This window comes from Paraburkholderia sp. SIMBA_054 (genome assembly GCF_046534875.1).
GTDB lineage: Bacteria > Pseudomonadota > Gammaproteobacteria > Burkholderiales > Burkholderiaceae > Paraburkholderia > Paraburkholderia hospita.
In genome coordinates this window covers 1-263 of the sequence record NZ_JAWRXV010000999.1, presented here as the reverse complement: position 1 = coordinate 263, position 263 = coordinate 1, and the positions used below count along the sequence as shown (strand labels likewise).

At 72.6% G+C, this 263-nt stretch carries 1 protein-coding gene; it reads left to right on the top strand.

Translation table 11 applies throughout. The features are described from left to right. Nucleotides 1–78: 78 nt before the first annotated feature. Nucleotides 79–263 (top strand): F0F1 ATP synthase subunit epsilon (locus SB822_RS58145; RefSeq protein ID WP_410859248.1); only part of this gene is annotated, 185 nt, incomplete at its 3' end.

Sequence of the window (263 nt, the reverse complement as noted above, 5' to 3'; positions counted from 1 at the left end):
CGCCTTGACGCGGCGCAACGGCCGGATCGGGATACTGGAGCCTCCACGACAGACGGCGGGTCCGCCCGTGCTGCCGCGATGAGCGAACCGACCACCCTCAAACTCGAGATCGTCAGCCTGACCGGACCGATCTGGTCGGGCGAGGTGCGCGAGGTCGGGCTGCCGGGCACCGACGGCGGCTTCGGCGTGCTGCCGCGTCATGCGCCGCTGCTGACCACGCTGCGCGAGGGCATGGTGCGCGCGTACCCGGCGCAGGGCGAACC